The sequence below is a fragment of the Chryseobacterium daecheongense genome (genome assembly GCA_027920525.1).
In the GTDB taxonomy this organism is placed as follows: domain Bacteria; phylum Bacteroidota; class Bacteroidia; order Flavobacteriales; family Weeksellaceae; genus Chryseobacterium; species Chryseobacterium proteolyticum.
In genome coordinates this window covers 2,200,414-2,217,361 of record CP115858.1, presented here as the reverse complement: position 1 = coordinate 2,217,361, position 16,948 = coordinate 2,200,414, and the positions used below count along the sequence as shown (strand labels likewise).

Below are 16,948 nucleotides of genomic sequence, written 5' to 3'. Positions count from 1 at the left end.
TTATGAATATTGCCCAATATTTGGATTCAACATACCTGAAAACTCCTGCACAGTCGGGGATATCAGAAAATGAAACTTTACAGAAAGATATAGATCTTACGCAGGAAGCTATTGATAATGGTATTTTTGCAGTGATGATCCGTCCGGATTATGTATCCGCGATCAAAAAATATATTCTGGAAAAGAATTCAAATGTTGTTGTTGGTACTGTGATTGGTTTCCACGAAGGAACGTATTCTGTGGAAGAAAAGATGGCAGAAGCAACAAAGGCAATTAATGACGGAGCCGACGAACTGGATTTTGTGATTAATTATAATGCTTATCTCAATGGAGATGTAGATTTAGTAAAAAAAGAATTTATACAATGTACTGCATTATGTGTACAACATCATAAAGTAGCCAAATGGATTATTGAAATTGCCGCTTTAACCAATGAACAAATTGCAGACCTTACTAAACATATCTCAGAATGGGCAGCAGAAAATTTTTCTGACCAGGACTTATCTTCCATTTTTGTAAAGTCTTCTACCGGTTTTTATGAAACTACAGATGGAAAGCCAAATGGCGCAACCTTCGAAGGTATCAGAATAATGCTTGATAACGCCGGCAGACTTCCGGTAAAAGCAGCTGGTGGAGTAAGAACACCTGAAGATGCGGAGAAAATGATCGGGATGGGAGTAAAGAGGATAGGAACTTCTTCAGCTCTATCTTTAATCAAAAATCAGTCAGCCTCTGAAGCTTACTAAAAAATAATTCAATTATAATTATAAAATAAAAAACCATCAGCATCTGATGGTTTTTTATTTTATACTTTTTCCTGATATTCTTCGTAGAAATGTTGGGTTTCTTTGATCAGAGCATCCATCTCAGCAAGAGTGAATACTTCAAGGAATTTTTTTCTGAATTCTTTGAAATGAGGAACACCACGGAAATAGTTGCTGTAATGCTGTCTCATTTCTATCAGGCCTAATCTTTCACCTTTCCATTCCGCACTCCATTCCGCATGCTGGCGAACCGCCAGTAACCTATCCGAAATAGTGGGTTCAGGAAGATGTTCTCCGGTTTTAAAGAAATGTTTGATTTCATTAAAAATCCATGGATATCCTATAGCGGCACGGCCAATCATTACACCGTCACAAGCGTATTTTTGTTTGTATTCCAATGCTTTTTCCGGAGAGTCAATATCACCGTTTCCGAAAATAGGAATTTCAATATTAGGATTTTGTTTTATTCTTGAAATATGTTCCCAATCAGCTTCCCCTTTATACATCTGGGCTCTTGTTCTTGCGTGTATGGTTAAAGCTTTAATACCTGTTTCCTGTAAACGTTCTGCTACTTCATCAATATTAATAGAAGTACTGTCCCATCCTAAACGGGTCTTTACAGTTACAGGCAGGTGCGTAGAGCTTACAACAGCTTTTGTAAGACGAACCATCAGGTCTATATCTTTTAGTACTCCAGCTCCCGCTCCTTTGCAAACTACTTTTTTAACAGGGCATCCGAAATTGATATCTACCAAATCAGGATTTACTGTTTCCACAATTCTTGCTGACATGGCCATAGCCTCCTCATCACCTCCAAAAATCTGTATTCCGACTGGTCTCTCATAATCGAAAATATCCAGTTTTTTACGGCTCTTTATTGCATCACGAATTAAGCCCTCGGAAGAAATAAACTCCGAGTACATCATATCAGCTCCATGCATTTTGCACAAACGTCTGAATGGTGGATCACTCACGTCCTCCATAGGAGCCAGTAAAAGCGGAAATTCCGGCAGTTCTATGTTGCCTATTTTTATCATGGTGCAAATTTACGAAATTCTAAACTTTCATAAAGACTGATATTATCTATTGGTGTGAATGATGAGTTTGAGAACCCAATTGTATACAATAAGCGTCTTATGGTAGGAACAAAAAAGAATTAAATGTGGGTCTAAAGTTTTTAAAAACTTGCTTTTACCTGCATGCTACCAATATGTATGGTACGGTCTCCGGAATTACGTCCTTCATAGTTCAGGTTCAGCTGTAAGAATGAGTTGATTGCCTGCTGAATAAAGACACTCCAAACCTGATTTTTTCCAGGCTTAAGGCCGTCCAGCATCTGATTTCCTACAATACTGAAGTTGTTTCCGGTAAAGTTGTTGTTGATGAATGAGAAATTTCCTCTGATAGAGGTTTTTTTACGCTCCCATTGTATGGTTCCAGTAACATCAAAAGCTTTTAGTAACTCCTCTCCGTCTATTCTCTGTTTCTGGCGGAAGGCGGAGGAAAGCTCTGCCTGTATGGCGTCTGTAAATTTATAGGTAGCTTTTGGCTTGGTTTCAAAGTTATTCAGTCTGTAATCCCTGGTCGCAAATAATTGTGAAGAATTTTTAATATCATGAACGGAATTTTCCCAGTCGACTCTGAATTCTTTATTGAACCAATATCCTAAATTCAGGAAGTGGGAGGTCTGCTCCCGTTCTTCATTACTGAAATTGGCATTGATGAGATTATCATTCGAGATAAACCGGTAATTTCCATTCCAACCCGATTTTTCCGTAGGGTTAAACTGTACGGAAGCCAGGATATTTTGATTTTTTAGAATCTGGTCGCTGTTTTTTTCGAACGGGTTGATGACCAGGACCTTATCTTTTTTATAAAAAGAGTTTTGAGAATTCAAGGAAATATTAAAATTCCACCGTTTTAAAAATGCATTTTCAGAATTAAGGACAATGGCCGGGTTAACAAACAACGCCAGCTGTAATTTATTCTTGTTGGATGGGATATACCGGACAGAATTGGTGTATACCCGGATGTACTTGGCCAGATCGGAATATTCGGCAATCTCAAATTCATCGAGCTGCTGGATGCCATCCCCATTGTAATCCGTCCATTTGTAAACTCCCTGTCCATCGGTTACTTTGATATATTGGAACTCTCTTTGTGCTTCCTGTCCGTTTCCGAGTTCATAGAATGCCTGTAAACGCATACCATTTCTGAAAAGCTGCTGATTATAAAGAATGTTCCCAACAACAAAATCATTGTTTCGACTTGTTTGCATATCCTGAATCTGATAGAAAAACTTCCTGTAATGCACTAACACATTCAAGGTTGTTTTTTCATTTTTGATCAGTTGACTTTCCGCCATGACTCCCAGGATATTATTCATATTCTGCAGCCTGTTGTCACGAACTGAATCATTATCCCTCATATATACTTTCGCAAGCAGTTTTGTTCTTGTACTGTCACCAATCTTCTTTTGAAGAAAAAGCTCTTTCCAGCTGAAACTGGTGACATCCATCAGCTGAGAATCATTGTATTTTTTTTCGTTATGTTCCATACTTCCACCAAAGGCCCAGCTTCCTTTTTTTCCGGTATATTCTGTAGAAGCTCCCCCTCGTATGAACTTCGTGTCCTGGAGAATAGCATTGGTACTTAAGTAAGACAGATTTCCCTTTGTGAAAAACTTTCCTTTAATCCAGCCAAAATCAAGATCATTTTTAAAACCTTTGTATGAGTTTTGTTCATCCAGATAGTTAAGGCGATAATTTAAAGTTGATTTGTTATTCCACTTGTTAAGGAAGCTGAATATGAATCGGTTCTGTGTTTTCTGGCTGAATTCCTGAGCTAAGTTGAAATCTCTGGAGAATTCTACATCATTAATTCTATCAAGAATGTGAAATTGCTTATCTATATATTGATACTCAAAACTTGGTGTTCCTTTCCAGTTATTTTTAGTGAAAGTTTTATTCCCGTAAATCCGGCCTGCATAGCCTATATTCTGATCTGAATCCTTCGAAGAAAATAAATTGACATCGTAGTTACTCAAAGATATATCAGCGCCAATTTTACCCTCTTTAAGTAAAAACTCTGAATTGACAGAAAACACCTGTGATTTCTGGGGTGAAGGCAGTTTTCTTACTGCTCTGTAATCTCCTGAATTTGGTCCTGTATATTCAAAAACACGACCGTTATTTGTGGTCTGGGATAATTTATAATCTCCCAGATTAGGGCCAAAATAAGTAAATGATACCTGGTAAAGTGTTTCGGCAGAATTAGTGGAAAATTCATAATGGCTGACTCCTGAATTCTGAACCAATCGATACAGGATCTTATTAACATCATATTCTGTAATGACTCCTGACGGGGCATACATCAGATTAGGATCATTTCCGGCATTGGCCAGAATTTGCTCATCCTCTTTAGATAAATTCAGAGCAAGCGGTGCATTTTTATTATCGTTTTCCATGAACCAGCTTAAGCCTACCTTCATTTTCTCTCTACGGTGTTCCACTTTTCCTGTGAAAAGATATCTGGAATAGTTTCTGTTGGTGTAATTGTAAGAAATAGTAATAAAGTTCTGTTGGAAAATTGGTCGGAAACTGGTGAAAGTAACTTCACCGGTGTTGTAATTTATGATGTAGTCCTGGTTTTCACCACGCTTCATTAATATTCCGTCAATAAATACCTGTTCAGATCCTGAAATCAGAGTAATGAACTGCTCTCCATTTTTTCCCGTTAAACGATAAGGGCCCTGGTTACCTTCAACCCCTTGAAAACGTACCCTGTGAAACTCACTTCGGGCCACACCCATTGAAACATCTACAAATGTTTTGTTTTCATTCCCAAATTCCGTCTGGAACTCAAGTCCCATGCTACGTCGCTGGTATTTTGCAAAATAATTCTTAGCTTCCACCAAGTCCAGATGTCCCGCTCTAAGGATGGATTTATCCTTAATGTTCAGCTGCATGTAGATTTTATCAAACTCTTCGAGTGTTTGAGTATAACCATCGGCCTGGATGGGAAGGTTATGATCAGAAATACTCGCAAGGATGGTAACGTCTTTAGAAAGTCTTCCCGATATCTGAAGGTCCATTGAACTTTGTACAGATTGTCCCTGATTGTTTCCGAAGGTAATTCCCCGGATGATGGAACCTTTTGAGTTGAGCTCGCCTAAGAACCTTTTTTTGTCATTTTTGGCAAGTACGGCCTCATCTACAATTATTCTGTTTCTTGTTCTTACGAAATCCAGTGTGTCCTTTGAAAAAATATCCTGTTCAAGCCTTGCTGCTAAAATACTATCCTTTTTTATGGTGTCTTCGGGAATATTGGGGTTCTTCCATGAGAAAATCTGAGCATTTGTTACCAATGTGCCCATGAAAAGAAACAAGAATACAAGAATAAAATTCCGCAAATTTTCCAAAATAATTGGTAAAAATACTTAAAAAATGTTAAAGGTAGCCAGTTTAGCTTTATTAACAAAAAATCGCCATATTTATTGTTTTTCGTCAGAGAATACTCTTATTTTTAAAAATAGAAAATTATAAAAAATACAAAGATGAAAAAGATTTATTCTCTATTTGTTGCTTTGGCAACCACAACAGTTATGTCCGCACAGTCTGTTATTACTCAATGGAATTTTGATGGAAATACAAATGCTGCCACCACAGGTTCGGGAACAGCAAGTGTTTTCGGAGTAAGTAATAATCCAACATTTGCTTCAGGGTCTCCGGGCAGAGCATGGAGTGTGAATGGGTTTCCTGGACAAGGGTCTTCATCGGGTACCGCGGGTTTCAAATTTGAAGTAGATACTTCAGGATATTCGGCAATCTCCGTATCTCTTAATATTGCGGGCTCCAATACGAGCTCAAAATATTTTCAAATGCAATACACAACCAATGGTACGGAATGGTTTGATGTAGGGAATGTAATTGAAATCGGACCTACATCATCCTCTAATTGGGTCAGCATGAATAATTCTATTCCGGCTGGAGCCAATAATAACACACAATTTGCGGTAAGGATTGTATCCGTGTTTGATCCTGCGAACAGCAGTACTTACACGGCGGTGGGTCCCTCATCAAATTACAGTACAAGCGGAGCCGCCAGGGTGGATAATGTAACCATATCCGGAACAGCATCCACTACTTTATCTGTTCTTGATGCCGGTAGTGAGAAATTTAGTTTTATAAAAAATACATTCATCAAAAATGAAGGTATTGTTTTCGGAACAAAAGTGAAGGATATCAAGATATTTAATATGTATGGACAGGTTATAAAAACAGCTAAGGTCAGTAAAAATCAGACTTTGGATATTTCTGAGCTACAAAAAGGAAATTATATTGTTACAGGTATCGTCAATAATCAACCGGTATCACAGAAAATTCTGAAAGATTAATTTTGATTTTTGAATGGAAAAACCACCGTTTAAAAAGCGGTGGTTTTTTTATAATAATAGCATATTGATTTAATATTCTTAATAGAAACTTAATCCATCCTTAATTTAGTCGCTTTAATTTAGGTGTAATTTTGTTGTAGAGATTAAAAAAACAAACATAAAAAAGAAAAATTATGAGAAAAATCTTTACAATTTTAAGCATTGCTACATCATTGATTTTTGCGAATGCACAAAATCTCGTACAAAATCCTGGTTTTGAAACAGGAACTTTAGCACCTTGGGCTGCTGGCTGGAATACGGTATATACAGCACCTAATATTACAGCAGATGCACACACCGGCTCTTTTGGAGCTAATTATGTACCAACAGCTACGACTGGTTTTTTTCAAAATGTTAATATTACAGCCGGAACGCAATATACACTTAGCTTTTGGTATAAAATAAGCGGCTCAGGTAATGGAGGAAGAATCTGGAGTAATTTTTTAGATGCTGGTGATAATCCGGTTAATCTTGTAACGGACGCTGCTAATGACCCATTGAGAAATAACAATCAATATTTACCTAAAAGTGCAGCCTGGCAACAAAAAGTAATCACATTTACGGCACCGGCCAATGTTAATAGATTACAGCTACATCTTCGTGCATACAGCAATTCAACCGTTAGCTTTGATGACTTTTCATTGACAACCGGAACATTGGCAACCGGCGAGGTTTCTGTATCTAAACACAGGCTTGTTAAAAATACTTTTATTCAGAATGATGGTATAACGTTTGGAGCTCAGTCTCGTGATGTGAAAATTTATAATATGTACGGACAGGTTGTAAAAACAGCTTCTGTAAAAGAAAATGAGGTTTTACATGTTTCAGAATTACAAAAAGGAAATTATATCGTAACGGGAATTGTGAACAATGAGCCTGTTTCGCAGAAAATTTTAAAAGATTAATTCTACTTTTCAGATATAAACACGGCCGCTTTTAAAGCGGCCGTTTTGTTTTTATAAAATTTTAGATTTTTTATTTAATACCATCCTCTTCTTGCGGCATTGATAATGGATCCGAGATTGAGAACTAAAGTATATCTGATTCGTCTTCCATAATCTTTAAATGCGGGTTCAAATCCCAGAGAGGATTGGATTGGGAAATAAATTTCGAGGAAATCAGGAACTATTTTTAATTTAATTCCGCTATCCCAGATAAATTGGGTAGGGTTGTTTCTGTTCTTATAAATTCCTGCATCAGCATACAAATGGAATATCTTCCATACGCTGGTATCAACATTTAAAGAAGTAATCCATTGATTTACACTTCCGGGAATAAAAGATTTAAATCCTCCGTCAGCAAGAATAAACTGCTGTGAAAGAAAACCACTGTTGGCACTTTCCCCTAAAAGATTATATGAAAAAGAGTAATTGGAAACCCTGGAAATCCCATAATTAAAAGTATTATTTCTCGTGTCATTTCTTATGAAATATCCTGCAAATAATCTTAGGCTGAGCTTTTGTTTAGGTGCAAATTCCCATCTGTAAAATCCTTCGGCAGTTATTTTATTAAAGTCTTCCATTCCCTGGGTGCTGATGCTGAGACTTTTTTCATGGATCATCTGGTTATCCGTATATCCATATCCGATACTCCACAGATTATACTTGTCATAGTCATTATTAGCTATCATAAGAGGGCTCAGGTCTCTCTCGAAATAATTATATGACATGCTTATTCCTCTGCTTACCGTACTTCTCGGATTCTTTCTAAAACTGATATTGGAAAAAACAGAGCCTTTCCTGTAAGCAAGATTATAATCATAATGGTAATATGCCCCGGATACTCCGAAGGTTAAACTGCGGATAATACTTTCTGCAGGAAGAAAAGAATATGAAACGGCACCTGAACCCGTTAATTTTCCGGTTCCTGTACTGTACGTAGGTGTAATAGAATAAAGGAATTTCTGATCAAAAAAAGATTGGTTTTTGAAATTAAATCCTAAAAGAAATTTATCATAAGTATTATTGAAACGGATTCTTGGACTGATGTAGATTTCATTAAACTCAGGATTGGGAATATCCTTTATAAGTTTAAGTTTTATTTTTTTTGCATTTGAGAATAAGCCTTTGGAGTAAAGGAAGTTGTCTCTGTAATTCGACTCTGGAAAGATATAATCATTATTTAAAGTGATCTTGTATATATCTAATGCGGGAATGGAAACCGTTTTTGTCATTTCCTCACCGTTGGTCTCTACCCAGTATTCTTTTTTTTCATCCTCTCTCGTTTTTGTTTCTAATTTAACAGGAATAGGAGCAGAGGTATTTTTATTGATTTTAATATGCAGTGAATCGTCTTGTTTCTTCAATTTCTGAAGCTTAAAGTTAACCCTGTTTTTTTGTTTTAAAAAATCGGTTAAATAAGCGGTCCTGTTATCTTTTTCTGCAAGTTCTCTGAGGAAATCTTTAGGATCAATTTGCTTGTCTGTATTTTTAGCTATGTAGTTCTGCAACAGGGTATTGAAGTTTTCATATCCCATTTTATCAGCAGAATAGTTGAATAAGCTTCCTGTTTCAAAGCTACTTATAGCCATTACATTGAAATTGCTCAGTACAGTAAACTTTTCTCCGATTTTCTGATCCAGATTCTGAGACATAATATATTGGTAGGTAAGGCCGTAGCGATCAATTAATTTCAAATTAGAGGCATGAAATAATTTTAATGGTCTGATTCCAAATATTTTTGATTCAGGTAGTTTTCCCAGCAGCTTTGTTTCGCCATAGAATTTTTTGATGTATTGAATTTCTATATAGGATTTCAATCCATTCTTAAACCAGTGATTATCCTGTTTATCTGTAATAATACTTTCGTCAAGGACTTTTTTGGTGATAATTCCCAGATAATCGAGATCTGCCTTTTCTGCATCTGTAAATAATTGAAACCGGAATTTCCAGAAACTAATATCATTATTACCAAAAAAATCTTCATTCGCTCTGAACTTTTCAGAAATAAAAAGTCTTGATGGAAGATAACCGATCTGTTCCTTTATAAATTTTAAATGCAGCGGAAGATAGAATTCTAAATTTTCCTTTTCCTGGGGTGTTAGAGGATATCCAAACCGTACTTCTGTGCTTATATCTCCTGTATTTACATTAATGAAAGGGTATTCGTCCTGGGAAATGATAAACTCGGGATCTGAATCCAGATAACCTTTGAATAAATTGGATTGATCCTGGTGAAGATTACTTTCAATAAAAGATTGGGCAGGAAGGTCAAATTGGACGGTCCAGTAGGTATTGAAACTTACGGACTCTTCGATATCATGGTAATATCTTCCTAAAATATTGTCCGGATCAAAATGATCCGGAACAATAAAGAAATATTTTAAAGCTATATTTCGATCAGCTGTACCGTATCCAGTAAATTTTTTATCCGGAAGCTGTATCTGATACTGCAGTTTTAGTCTTATGCTTTTTCCCGGTTGAAGAGGTGCATTTAAAGGAATAAAAAGATTTTCCGCACTTAAATTATTTACAGGAATAGCCTCATCATCAGGTCCTTTTATGCTAAATTGTAAAAGTTTCCCCAGTTGTTCAGGTTTTGCGAAATGAAGATCAGTATTACGATCTTCCAGTTTTCTGTAAACAAGTGAAGTTCCTCTTTTTTGATAAGCAGAAACCCAGTTTAAAAGTTTAACGGTACTTAAATCTTTTTCAGAGTTATTGTAATAAACAATTTCCTGATTTATATCCAGCGTTTTTTTATCTGAAGATAACTTCGCTTCAATAGAAATGCTGTCTTTTTGCGCAGAAACCTGCACAATTCCCAAAAACAAAATAAGACAAATACTGATCTTTCTCAATGTGGTGATAAAGCATCAAATATAACTCATTTTGTATAGACTTATAAATTTTTATTCTCGAATTAACCTTTTTTTAAAGAACTTATATAAGCTTTCCAGCCTTCGTTTTTATAAGTTAATGCGGCAGCTTCAGGATTTTCAGATTTGTAAATTCCTCTTCCTACGATTATAAAATCAGTATTCAGGCTTTTAAAAACATGTTCAGGAGTATTGTACTGCTGTCCTTTTCCATCTCCCGAATCTGAAAGATTTACTCCCGGAGTGAATAACAATAATTCTTCAGGAATTGGGTTTTGAGAAACTCCTCCGATTACATTAGGATGGGATAGAGATACTTTAAGAGCTTCTTCACGGTAGCTATTCGTTGTTAACGTTCCTTTTGAAGACATTCCTATAATTGCAACAACACCTACATTCTTAAAGCAGTCAAGAGATTCAAAACCACCGATAACCTGTGACGTTACAAAATCTGCCCAGTCGGTAATTTTAAAAACTCCACTCGTGAATTGTAATTCCTGTGTGTTTCCAATATCTGCAAATTTTCTATCTTCCATGAGTAAGAATTTATGCTTTTCGGCTAATTCTTTTAACGGAGTAATTGTTTTTTCAAATTCGAAATCTGAGATGATGTCGATATGTGTTTTGAGAGCAATAATATGAGGTCCTACTTTTTCAGCAAATTCCAGTAACTCTCTGGTTGTGGTAACATCTGCTGAAGCGATAAGGTTCGATTCTTTACTGATGGCTAGTTCTAATAATTTTTTAGAAACAGAATGTTGAGTGGATTTTAATTTCTGCTCATAAGAAGCTCTGATTTTTTCTTCAAATTGAATGTGGTTTCCTAAAAGGAAATCCTGGATCCTTTTTACTTCTTCATCTGATAATTCTCCTGTTTCCTGAAGAATAGTACATACTTCTGAAATATTAAATAGGGTATGAACTCTGAATCCTTTACTTTCCAAAAGTTGCTTTCCTCCCTGTTCCCTGTCAAGAACTACAACGATATCTGCTACTTTTAGATCTTCCTGTTCTACTTCAGCAATGGTTTCTAATAAAGATTTTCCGGAAGTGATCACATCTTCTACCAATAAACAGTTTTGTCCTTTCTGATAAATTCCTTCGATCATTTTCTTGGTCCCGTAATCTTTAGCCTCCTTTCTTTTAATGATAAGTGGAATATAACTTTCCAGAGACATGGCTGTAGCCATAGGAAGGGCGGCATAAGGAACTCCACAAATAAGGTCAAAATTATCCAGAGGAAGCATTTCCAATAAATAATTTGCAAGATTTTTCAAAATTTTAGGATCAGAAGCCAAAGGTCTCAGATCTACGTAGAACGGACTTTCAATACCGCTTTTTAAAGTGAACCTCCCAAATTTAATGATACCTAGCTTGTAGCACTCTAAAAAGAACTCTTTTTTACTTTCCATTATTTTTTATTAGATGTTGCAAATTTAAGGATTTGTAATAAGGCTCAAAAATTTATCCCTAAATTATAAATAAAAAGCCATCCCAAATTTTTGGAATGGCTTCAAATAATATATTTGCGTCAATTATTTTATAATTTGAGCATCGATTATCTTAGTATTACCTGTATTTAGTTTTTGTTCAGCTTCCCAAAGTAAAAACTTGTCCACTTCTTTGATTAGTTTAGGGATCACTAAGTATAAAACAGCCAGATCATCTAGGACTCCCAAAACAGGAACAGCTACTTCTGGAATTAAGTCGATTGGAGAAATGATATATAAAATCCCTAACATCGGTAAAATAATATCAATGGATTTCATAGGATAAATTCCTTTTCTCCAATATTTAACCATTCTGAAAATGTCAGGTATTTTTTTGACAAAGCCCTTATGGTTGATGGCTTCTTTAGCCAGGTTTAATTTAGAATATTTCATTTTGTGTTTGGTTTAAATAAATTCTTGACTTTACAAAATTCGCAAATTCTATACCAAATAATTATAAAAATTCGTTAAAAGATTTATTTAATAATATTGTCAATGAACTGATGTACAGACTCTGTATTCCAATCTCTGTACGCGTCTTCTTTGATCAGGATCCTTCCCGATTTATCCAGTAAAAATGTTGTCGGGAATGCTTTTGGTAACAGCTTTTCTGAAATCGGACTTTGGGCAATATAAACAGGGACCGTATAATTATTTTCCTGAAGGAATTTCCTTACTGCATATTCTTCATCTTTCATAGCAATCAGTACAAAGTCTACATTCCCTTTTCTGGTGTCGTAAAGCTTTTGAATGGTTGGCCATTCTTTTCTGCATGGCGGGCACCAGGTTCCCCAGAAATTTAGAAAGATAGGCTTATCTTTAAAGTTCTTCAGATTTGTACTTGGAACGTTAATCCCCTGTAAATCGATATCATAATCTTCCTTACTTACAGTTACTGCATTTTCTATAGTAGCAACAGGAAAGAACTGGTCCTTCACAAAATTTCTTACTCCTGGAATAAAAGCAATAATTCCTATAATAATGATAAGTACAAGATATGGTATATTTTTTTTCATCTGCTATTTTTTATTGTCATTTCTGACGCATACATTTATTACAATAACTCCAGTATTTCCTGAACAGCATCCTTACCTCTGTTTTTAGCATAGTAAATTTGCAGATCATTATAAAACTGATCTTTAGGATAAGCCTCCGGATCTGCCTTATATTTCATTAACAATTCTTTGCCGTACTGAGGTCGGGGTCCCCATGAGTTCTTTACCGTAAAATCATCATTCAGGATGATAACTTTAGGAATAGACTCTGTTCCATTCGTTAGAAACTGATTAATTAAACTTTTATCACTGTCTCTCAGGAAAATTCTTACCTCATTATGACCCTCAAAAAATTTAACAAGTGCCGGTACCGTAGAGCTGGCGTCACCACACCATACTTCTGAAATAATCAGAATTTTCCCGTTAAAATTCTTAGATTTTAATTCGTTAACCTGGTTTTCGTCAAGGATATATTTTTTTAGGGTTCTGTCCATCCTTTGAAGCCCCAGTTCATAATATTGTTTATAATCGATGTCATGTTGGTTGTCGGGAGTTTCAAGTCTTTGTCTTCCAATATGAACATATTCTTCAAAATTGATTGCTTTATCCCAATAATCTTTCATGGTGTATATTATTGTGTTTAAAAGTTATTTAGATTTCTTGTTTTGTTGATCAAAAATAAGTCGGCTAATACAAATGCGGCTAAACTTTCAACTACGGGAACCGCTCTTGGAACGACACATGGATCATGTCTTCCTTTTCCTTCAACAACAACAGGATTTCCATCTTTGTCTATGCTGTCCTGTGGTCTTAATATGGTGGCTACAGGTTTGAAAGCTACTCTGAAATAAATATCCATACCATTGGAAATACCACCTTGTATTCCCCCAGAAAGATTAGATTTTGTAGTAAAATCGGGATTAAAGGCATCATTATGTTCTTTACCGGTCATCTTAGCCCCACAAAAACCACTTCCATATTCAAAGCCTTTACAGGCATTGATATTCAGCATTGCCTTTGCAAGTTCAGCCTGCAATTTGGAAAAAATAGGTTCTCCAATTCCTACAGGAACGTTTTTTATAACACAGGTGATGGTTCCCCCGATGGTATTTCCTTCTTTTTTAATTTCTTTAATTCGGGCAATCATTTTTTCAGCTGTCTCAGTATCAGGACAACGTACATCATTGCTTTCTGTTTTGGAAAAATCCAAATCCTGATAAGGCTTCTCACAGAAGATGTCACCTACGGAAGAAACATAAGCATTGATATCGATATCTGATAAGAGCTGTTTTGCAAGCGCTCCGGCTACAACCCAGTTGATTGTTTCCCGGGCAGATGATTTTCCACCTCCGCGGTAATCCCTGATCCCAAACTTCTGATCATATGTAAAATCTGCATGACTTGGACGGTATGCATTAGCAATATGATCATAATCTTTTGATTTCTGATTTTCATTTTCGATGATAAAACCAATGGGAGTACCTGTGGTTTTTCCTTCAAATATTCCGGAAAGAAATTTTACCGTATCACTTTCCTTTCGCTGAGTAACGATAGCAGACTGGCCAGGCTTGCGACGATCCAGTTCATATTGAACCTGATCGAGATCAACTGTTAAACCTGCCGGAAAGTTATTGATTATTCCACCATAAGCCACACCGTGACTTTCTCCAAATGTTGTAAGACTGAGAAGATTACCTAAAGTATTGAACATAGCACAAATTTACGGCTTTTTATTAATATAATAATGCCTTTGTGTTTAGTTCTGTTTATTGTGGTTAATGATAATATTGATAACCCGCATTGCTTCTTTTTTCTCCTTCATATTCATCGTTTTCCATACAAAGCCTTCCCGGATATTATTTTTATTGATGGGTTGCGGAAAGATGTTTGCGTTAGCATTATCAATAATATAACTAACGGTCATAGAAGGAAGTGGAGTGCCAAAACTATAAGGATAGTTTTCAGGAACATTAAAGATAAGATTTCCGATTCTGAAAGACCTGAACGGGGTATATTGATATACAGAGGGTTGGTAAATCTGTTTTTTTTCAAACTTACCCATGAAACGGGCCATTTTGTAGCTTGGAATATGCGTTGCAATCAATGATGGAAATAAGAAAAAGAATATAACACAAGCGCCCGCTATTAAAAATATGGCTATTGATTTACTTCTGTTAATATAATGAGATAATAAAATAAAGGCTACAATAAAGAAAACATCAATGAAGAACCGGTACTGTGCAGAGAATAAAAGAACAAGGATTGTCTTGATAATTATTGAAATGGTGATAAGATTAATAACTCTGTTTTTCTTTCGAACAGAATACAATATCAAAAGAAGAAGAGTCACTATAAATAAAATATTGATCTTTGCTTTAATGCCTTTTAAAAAGAGCCAGTTTTTAATATAATCTATTGAAGAAAACTTTTGAATTTCTTCAAAAGTGTATTGCATGTCATAGGTTTTCTGAATGGCAAACTGAGATGATCTTTTAAGTATTTCAGGGTTGGTTTTCCATGATATTCCCAGGTCAACAAAAGCAATTGGAAATACAGGATACCCGAATGTCCAGATATTTTTTACGAAAAACAAAATAAGTATTACCACACCCAAAAAAATATTCTTTACAGGCGATTTGATAATAAAGACTGAATAAAGAAAACTAAGAACGGGAAGCCAGATCATGGTTGGCTTTATTGTGAAAATAAAAACAGAGAGTGCGAAAAGGAGAGCTGATTTTTTATTTTCTGATAAAATTTCATTTAAAATAATCAGCGAAAAAATAATAACCGGCAGATCCGGGCTTGGGGACTGAGAGAAGAGAAGCATAACCGGAAGAAACCCAAGTTGAATCCAGGATTTTTTTTCAATGATATAAAATGCATAAATGATTAATATGATGACGTTGATCCGTAGAAAAGGATCAGAAAAGTTAGAAAACCCTGCCTGGAATATATGCCATACCGACATTTGCCCTAATGTAAGGTCTAGATTAGAGATTCCTTTAACAAGGCCGTATTCCGTGAGCCATTTTATAGAGGGTACATAATAGCCGAAGTGATCCAGAATATAAGGATAATAAGAACCACAAAAAAGAATGATCAACACGATGGCAGTCAGAAGAATCATATCTTTTTTTGAAAACCGATAATATTCCAGATAGAGTTTATCTTTAAAAAAAAAGAACAAACCTATTGCAATCGTTGTTATTTCTAAGTTGATATTGAGCGGAATGAAAAATGCGATTAAGGTCCATATAACACTTATGATAAATATTCCCGAAAAAGCTTTTCCTGAAATACCTGAAAATAAAGTTCCTGAAAGCATATCCATAATTTTTCCCCATCCCAGAAGGGTGGAGATAATAATTACAGAGGAAAACAGAATTAGAATCATAAAAAAAGATTGCTTAAAAATAAGCAATCTTTTATTCTTTTATGTATAATTATTAATTACGAGGTTGTACTCTTCCGTCCTTTCTGTCTCCGGATCTACCAATTGCATATCCCGTTGCACCACCTACAACACCACCAATTACAGCTCCTAAACCTCTGTTGTTTTTACTGATAATAGCCCCAGCAGCCGCTCCACCTACCGTACCGATAATGGTTCCCTTAGCAGCCTTACTCATTCCTCTTTTCTGAGTTGTTCCCTGAGAAGCATTGCTTCCGTTGTTTGCGTAGTTTCCATTATTACTATTGCTTGAACCTGATTCTCTGTCTCTATATATGGTTCGGGTTTTTGTGATGACTCTTGGTTCTGAATTTCTTGCAGCTACAGCTTTTGCTTTATTGGATTCCACAATACTGTCTGCTTTCTTTTGAGATTCATAGGCCATTTTCTCTTTTTCAATCGCCAACTTTTGTTTTTCTATTTCAAGTTGTTTGGCCTGGAATTCAATTTTCTGTTGTTCCAGTGACTTTTCCGCCACCTGATCATCCTTTTTACAAGCTGTCAGTAAAAATACTGACAATAAACCTGTTATTACTATATTCTTCATAATTCAAATTTTTTAATCTAAGGTTGCCTCATCAAAAAGATGATAGCTTTCTAGGTATTTTCAATTATGAAGCCAAATTTTAGTTAACAAAAGTTAAAAAATTAGAAAGGAATCAGAAAAAGTAAAAATATATTTTAAAAATTTCAGAAAACAAGAGGGTTTTGTTTGTAAGTGTTTTATTGTCAGTTGGTTGTGGATTAGTTGTTTATAATAAAATCATAAGAAAGTTAATTTATTGTGAAGGATGTTAATTTTTTATGGGTAGGCATGAAAATTGCGGCATAATCCAAAGCTTTTAATCATTAAAAAGTTTTAATCTTCTAAAATATTATTCATCAAGATCCCTCGGATATACCAGGGATCTTTTATAATGTACATTTCATTTAATTATGGGTTTTGATTAAATTCATATTAAATAAGTACTTTTGAGGATAAGTATATTTTTGA

At 35.3% G+C, this 16,948-nt stretch carries 13 protein-coding genes; 3 read left to right on the top strand and 10 right to left on the bottom strand.

Features of this window, described 5'->3' with window-relative positions:
- The first annotated feature begins 2 nt into the window (after window positions 1-2).
- Window positions 3-746, top strand: a complete 744-nt coding sequence (gene deoC / locus PFY10_09785; protein ID WBV58737.1) for a deoxyribose-phosphate aldolase — start codon at window positions 3-5, stop codon at window positions 744-746.
- Window positions 747-805: 59 nt separating this feature from the next.
- On the opposite strand, the gene dusB is transcribed toward deoC, so the two are convergent.
- Together dusB and PFY10_09775 are read right to left on the bottom strand one after the other, a co-directional pair.
- Entirely contained in the window at window positions 806-1,801 is a 996-nt protein-coding gene (gene dusB, locus PFY10_09780) for a tRNA dihydrouridine synthase DusB (GenBank protein WBV58736.1), read from the bottom strand.
- A gap of 140 nt (window positions 1,802-1,941) precedes the next feature.
- Window positions 1,942-5,139, bottom strand: a complete 3,198-nt coding sequence (locus PFY10_09775; GenBank protein WBV58735.1) for a hypothetical protein — start codon at window positions 5,137-5,139, stop codon at window positions 1,942-1,944.
- Between the two features lie 180 nt (window positions 5,140-5,319).
- Here PFY10_09775 and PFY10_09770 point away from each other — a divergent pair, with 180 nt between their 5' ends.
- Both PFY10_09770 and PFY10_09765 read left to right on the top strand, forming a co-directional pair.
- On the top strand, window positions 5,320-6,159 hold the full coding sequence (locus PFY10_09770) for a T9SS type A sorting domain-containing protein (protein ID WBV58734.1): 840 nt from the start codon (window positions 5,320-5,322) through the stop codon (window positions 6,157-6,159).
- 173 nt (window positions 6,160-6,332) lie between these two features.
- Window positions 6,333-7,103: a T9SS type A sorting domain-containing protein gene (locus PFY10_09765; GenBank protein WBV58733.1), complete on the top strand. Its 771-nt coding sequence runs from the start codon at window positions 6,333-6,335 to the stop codon at window positions 7,101-7,103.
- Window positions 7,104-7,177: 74 nt separating this feature from the next.
- Here the strand turns inward: PFY10_09765 and PFY10_09760 are convergent, their stop codons facing one another.
- From PFY10_09760 to PFY10_09725, 8 genes are all read right to left on the bottom strand, one after another.
- Complete coding sequence (locus PFY10_09760) at window positions 7,178-9,997, bottom strand: aminopeptidase (protein WBV58732.1); 2,820 nt, start codon at window positions 9,995-9,997, stop codon at window positions 7,178-7,180.
- A gap of 62 nt (window positions 9,998-10,059) precedes the next feature.
- Entirely contained in the window at window positions 10,060-11,427 is a 1,368-nt protein-coding gene (gene pyrF / locus PFY10_09755) for an orotidine-5'-phosphate decarboxylase (GenBank protein ID WBV58731.1), read from the bottom strand.
- A gap of 123 nt (window positions 11,428-11,550) precedes the next feature.
- Complete coding sequence (locus PFY10_09750; GenBank protein ID WBV58730.1) at window positions 11,551-11,898, bottom strand: DUF1232 domain-containing protein; 348 nt, start codon at window positions 11,896-11,898, stop codon at window positions 11,551-11,553.
- Window positions 11,899-11,981: 83 nt separating this feature from the next.
- Window positions 11,982-12,521 carry a TlpA disulfide reductase family protein gene (locus tag PFY10_09745; protein ID WBV58729.1) on the bottom strand — a complete coding sequence of 180 codons (540 nt, stop codon included), beginning with the start codon at window positions 12,519-12,521 and terminating at the stop codon, window positions 11,982-11,984.
- Between the two features lie 38 nt (window positions 12,522-12,559).
- Entirely contained in the window at window positions 12,560-13,123 is a 564-nt protein-coding gene (locus PFY10_09740; GenBank protein WBV58728.1) for a thioredoxin family protein, read from the bottom strand.
- A 17-nt stretch (window positions 13,124-13,140) separates the two neighbouring features.
- On the bottom strand, window positions 13,141-14,211 hold the full coding sequence (gene aroC, locus PFY10_09735; protein ID WBV58727.1) for a chorismate synthase: 1,071 nt from the start codon (window positions 14,209-14,211) through the stop codon (window positions 13,141-13,143).
- Window positions 14,212-14,256: 45 nt separating this feature from the next.
- Complete coding sequence (locus PFY10_09730) at window positions 14,257-15,897, bottom strand: hypothetical protein (GenBank protein WBV58726.1); 1,641 nt, start codon at window positions 15,895-15,897, stop codon at window positions 14,257-14,259.
- A 52-nt stretch (window positions 15,898-15,949) separates the two neighbouring features.
- A complete protein-coding gene (locus PFY10_09725) occupies window positions 15,950-16,501 on the bottom strand; it encodes a YMGG-like glycine zipper-containing protein (protein WBV58725.1) in 552 nt (183 codons plus the stop codon).
- Window positions 16,502-16,948: the final 447 nt, after the last annotated feature.

Bases quoted from the DNA above. Each gene is read 5' to 3' on its own strand.
- deoC (WBV58737.1), top strand. From the start codon at position 3: ATGAATATTGCCCAATATTTGGATTCAACATACCTGAAAACTCCTGCA.
- dusB (WBV58736.1), bottom strand. From the start codon at position 1,801: ATGATAAAAATAGGCAACATAGAACTGCCGGAATTTCCGCTTTTACTG.
- PFY10_09775 (WBV58735.1), bottom strand. From the start codon at position 5,139: ATGGGCACATTGGTAACAAATGCTCAGATTTTCTCATGGAAGAACCCC.
- PFY10_09770 (WBV58734.1), top strand. From the start codon at position 5,320: ATGAAAAAGATTTATTCTCTATTTGTTGCTTTGGCAACCACAACAGTT.
- PFY10_09765 (WBV58733.1), top strand. From the start codon at position 6,333: ATGAGAAAAATCTTTACAATTTTAAGCATTGCTACATCATTGATTTTT.
- pyrF (WBV58731.1), bottom strand. From the start codon at position 11,427: ATGGAAAGTAAAAAAGAGTTCTTTTTAGAGTGCTACAAGCTAGGTATC.
- PFY10_09750 (WBV58730.1), bottom strand. From the start codon at position 11,898: ATGAAATATTCTAAATTAAACCTGGCTAAAGAAGCCATCAACCATAAG.
- PFY10_09745 (WBV58729.1), bottom strand. From the start codon at position 12,521: ATGAAAAAAAATATACCATATCTTGTACTTATCATTATTATAGGAATT.
- PFY10_09740 (WBV58728.1), bottom strand. From the start codon at position 13,123: ATGAAAGATTATTGGGATAAAGCAATCAATTTTGAAGAATATGTTCAT.
- aroC (WBV58727.1), bottom strand. From the start codon at position 14,211: ATGTTCAATACTTTAGGTAATCTTCTCAGTCTTACAACATTTGGAGAA.
- PFY10_09730 (WBV58726.1), bottom strand. From the start codon at position 15,897: ATGATTCTAATTCTGTTTTCCTCTGTAATTATTATCTCCACCCTTCTG.
- PFY10_09725 (WBV58725.1), bottom strand. From the start codon at position 16,501: ATGAAGAATATAGTAATAACAGGTTTATTGTCAGTATTTTTACTGACA.